This window comes from Hymenobacter sp. (genome assembly GCF_035709525.1).
Taxonomy (GTDB): Bacteria; Bacteroidota; Bacteroidia; order Cytophagales; family Hymenobacteraceae; genus Hymenobacter.
The window spans coordinates 1-3,878 of sequence record NZ_DASTEP010000081.1; the positions used below are offsets into that span (position 1 = coordinate 1).

The 3,878-nt window shown below is 64.4% G+C and carries 4 protein-coding genes; 2 read left to right on the plus strand and 2 right to left on the minus strand.

Annotated features, from left to right (window positions below; genetic code table 11):
- Positions 1-76 precede the first annotated feature (76 nt).
- Both VFO93_RS07020 and VFO93_RS07025 read left to right on the plus strand, forming a co-directional pair.
- Positions 77-1,309 carry a bifunctional 3,4-dihydroxy-2-butanone-4-phosphate synthase/GTP cyclohydrolase II gene (locus VFO93_RS07020; protein WP_325133638.1) on the plus strand — a complete coding sequence of 411 codons (1,233 nt, stop codon included), beginning with the start codon at positions 77-79 and terminating at the stop codon, positions 1,307-1,309.
- A gap of 78 nt (positions 1,310-1,387) precedes the next feature.
- Positions 1,388-1,855 (plus strand): BLUF domain-containing protein, encoded by a 468-nt coding sequence (locus VFO93_RS07025; protein WP_325133639.1) that lies wholly within the window; start codon positions 1,388-1,390, stop codon positions 1,853-1,855.
- A gap of 68 nt (positions 1,856-1,923) precedes the next feature.
- Here the strand turns inward: VFO93_RS07025 and VFO93_RS07030 are convergent, their stop codons facing one another.
- On the minus strand, positions 1,924-2,073 hold the full coding sequence (locus VFO93_RS07030; protein WP_325133640.1) for a hypothetical protein: 150 nt from the start codon (positions 2,071-2,073) through the stop codon (positions 1,924-1,926).
- A gap of 137 nt (positions 2,074-2,210) precedes the next feature.
- Positions 2,211-3,878: M14 family metallopeptidase (locus VFO93_RS07035; RefSeq protein WP_325133641.1), on the minus strand; the 1,668-nt coding region annotated here is incomplete at its 5' end.

Sequence of the window (3,878 nt, forward strand, 5' to 3'; positions counted from 1 at the left end):
TTTATTCGTTGCTTAGCGGCAAGCTAAAGCTTACCCTACACTTTTACCCGGCAAGCTAAAGCTTACCGCACATTATATGCTTGATTCCATAGAAAGCGCCATTGAAGACATCCGGGCCGGCAAGGTCGTGATTGTAGTTGATGATGAAGACCGCGAAAATGAGGGCGATTTTATTTGCGCCGCCCGCTGCGCCACGCCCGAAGTCATCAACTTTATGGCCACCCACGGGCGCGGCCTCGTGTGCGCGCCCCTCACGGCCGAGCGCTGCGACGAGCTGGGCCTCGACCTGATGGTGGGCCGCAACACGGCTTTGCACGCCACGCCCTTCACGGTGTCGGTCGACCTCCTGACCAATGGCGTGACTACCGGCATCTCGGCTTCCGACCGCTCGAAGACCATTCTGGCGCTCATCGACCCCGAAACCAAGCCCGAAGACCTGGGCAAGCCGGGCCACATTTTTCCGCTCAAGGCCCGGCCCGAGGGCGTGCTGCGCCGCGCCGGCCACACCGAGGCGGCCGTGGACCTGGCCCGGCTGGCGGGCTTCGAACCGGCCGGCGTGCTGGTCGAGATTCTGAAGGAAGACGGCGAAATGGCCCGCCTGCCCGACCTGGAGAAGGTAGCCGAGCGGTGGGGCCTCAAGCTGATTTCGGTGCAGGACCTCATTAAGTACCGCCTGGCGCAGGAGAGCCTCATTCAGCGTGAAATCACGGTAAAGATGCCTACCGCCCACGGCGACTTCGACCTCTACGCCTACACCCAGCGCTCGAACGGCGCGCAGCACCTGGCCCTGGTGAAGGGCGATATTTCGGGCCCCGAGCCGGTGCTCATCCGCGTGCATAGCTCGTGCGTGACGGGCGACATCTTCGGCTCGTGCCGCTGCGACTGCGGCCCGCAGCTGCACAAGGCCATGGAGCAGATTGACCGCGAAGGCCGCGGCGTGGTGGTGTACATGAACCAGGAGGGCCGCGGCATCGGCCTGCTCAATAAGCTGAAAGCCTATAAGCTCCAGGAGCAGGGCCGCGATACGGTGCAGGCCAACGAAGACCTGGGCTTCCGGGGCGACGAGCGCGACTACGGTGTGGGCGCGGCCATCATCCGCGACCTGGGTTTGCGCCAGCTACGCCTGCTCACCAACAACCCCCGCAAGCGCACCGGCCTCAGCGCCTACGGCATCGAAATCGTGGACACCGTGCCCATCGAAATCGCCCCCAACCAGCACAACCAGAGCTACCTCACCACCAAGCGCGACAAGCTGGGCCACGAGATTTTGAGCAATATGAAGCCCGAGCTGGGTACGTCGGTGGCCTAACGCGGGCCGGGCCGGCGCGCTACCGGCCCAAAACCCCGCGCCACGTGCCGCGTAAGCGGTAGGAAACTCCTGGATTTTATGCTTGCGCCTCAGCCGCTTTATCAAATTATTTACCACAGCCTGGCTACTGGCTCCGAGGGCATAAGCCCGGAGGGCCTGGCCGAGCTGCTGCGCCAGGCCCGCGCCTACAACCAAGACCACCGCCTCACGGGCTTGCTGCTGTATGCCGACCGCACCAAGGAGTTTGTGCAGGTGCTGGAAGGCCCGCGCGACGAGGTCGAGCACATTTACCAGAAAATAGCGCCCGACCCGCGCCACAAGCATGCTTTTGTGCTGCACCAGGGCTTGGCCGACTACCGCATGTTCCCCGACTGGCGCATGGGCTTTGCCCGCGCCGCCACCCAGGACTTGCGCGCCACCACCGGCTACTTTCCGCTGCAAGCCGAGCCCGAGTACGCCCGCCCGCCTGGCCTGACCGTGCACGCCCCCGAAAAGCTGCGGCGCTTCCTGGCCGATTTTGCCATTCCGCTGGCCAAAGACGAATAAGCTCGGTACTGAAAAAGCCGGCCCTTGCATTGCAGAAGGGCCGGCTTTTTGGCTTGTGACAGGCCCGCTTAGCGCGGCGGCGCACCGTGGCCGGCCGCGTAAGGGGCAGGCGGGGCGTAGGCGCACGTTTCGCACAAGCGCGGAGACACGGCCCGGCGGGGCGGGTGCGGCAGGCTGGCGCAAGCCAGCCAGGTAGAAGCGAGGGCGCAGGGTTTCATAGCAAAAGGGAATGGGTTGAAAGTAAATTGGTTGAGGAAAGCCGCGACAGGCCGGACGGCAGCGTGCGAGCCGTTGCTTCTTTACAAAAGTCAGTTGCTTATGCGACGAGTGCAATACCTAAAAATAGGTATTTCGGCTACTTGGCGGGCACCGCGCCCAGCCAGCGCAGCACCGGGTAGCGCCGGTAGCCGGGCTCGGCGTGGCGCGAGCGCTGGTACACCCAGTCGAGCTGCCGGGGTCCGCTGGCGGCCAGCGCGGGGTCGGCTTTTTTGGCATCTTCCAGCTGCTGGCGCATAGCCGGGTCTTGGGCGAGCATATCGGCGGCCAAATCCTCAAAAACGTAGTCGGAGAAATGCTCCTTCTGCTGCAACACGCTGTCGAAGAAGCCCCAGGCAAAGAAGGAGTCGGTGGCCTGCGGCTCCAGGGCCTCCACGAGGTAGCGGGCGGCGGGGCCCTGCTCGGCCAGCACGGCCAGGTAGGCTCCCTGCGGGAGAGGTAAGAGTTTTGAGTGCTGAGTTTTGAGTTGCACCTGGCTGTGCAGGTAGTGGCCTTCGTAGGGGCGCGGGGTGGTTTTATAGTCTTCGATGGTGTAGGCTTCGGCGGGGCCGGTGAGGGGCTGCGTTAGCTCGCGCAGCACCATGCCGTTGCGGCGCAGGTTGTCAAGCACTTCGCCCCAGGCGGCCGGGATGACGTAGGCCACCGGCGCGGCGGCCGTGGCCGTGGCGCGGGCCGTGTTGTAGTAGGGCACGGGCCGGGTGTAGGGCCGGGCGCGGTCGTAGTAGAGGCGTGGCTGGCCGCTCACGGCGCTGGGCTTGTGCCCGGCCTCGTAGCCCCGAAACTGCACGGTGGTAGTAGGCTTGTTTTCGACTTCCCAAGCCAGCGGAAACTGCGCTTGCGTGGCCAGCGCCTGGTCGGCGGCGGCGCGGGCGGCGCGCAAAGCGGGGGCCTGGGCGGCCACGGTTTCGAGGTAGGTGCGCAGCAGGTCGTAAGTTGATTTTACCCGCTGGCCAAAGGGCTTGAGCATGTGCGTTTCGGGCATGAAGCCGATGCTGTTGAACAGCGCCGCGTAGCCGGTGGAGTAGCGCGGGCTTTCCAGGAAAGCCCGCAGGCCGCTCTCGGGTGTTTCGCCCTCAAAATCGACGTAGGGCGTCATGGGCCAATGCTTCTGCTCCATACCCGCGTAGAGGGCGGGTAGCAAGTCCTTTTGCAGATACGTGCCCAGCGCCGGGGCCAGCTTGTTGTGCTGGGTTGGAATAAGCGTCATCGTGTACTGGTAGTCAGCACCGTTTGACGTGTGCGTTTCCACAAACACTTCGGGCCGCCACTTCTGAAACAAGGCCGCAAACGAGCGGGCATTGCGCGAGTCCTGCTTCACGTAGTCGCGGTTGAGGTCGAGGTGCCGGGCGTTGCCCCGGAAGCCATATTCACGCGGCCCGTCCTGGTTCACGCGGGTAGTAGAATTGCGGTTCAGCATGCCGTCCACGTTGTACACGGGTACGATAACGACCGTAACCTTAGCGAGCAGTGCCAGCGTTTTCTTATCGCGCAGCAGGTCGCGGGCCAGCATCATGCTGGCGTCAATGCCCTCGGGCTCGCCGGGGTGGATACCGTTTTGGATGAACAGGATAGGCCGGCCCTGCGCCCGGCTGGCGGCGGGGTCGAAGGTGCCATCGGCGCTCAGCACTACCTCGTGCAGCGGCTGGCCGCTGTCGGTGGGGCCGGCCGCGTGCAGCTGCACGGTGGCAGGGTAGGCGGCGGCCAGCTCTTTATAAAAGGCGACGCACTCGGCGTAGGTGGCGGTGGT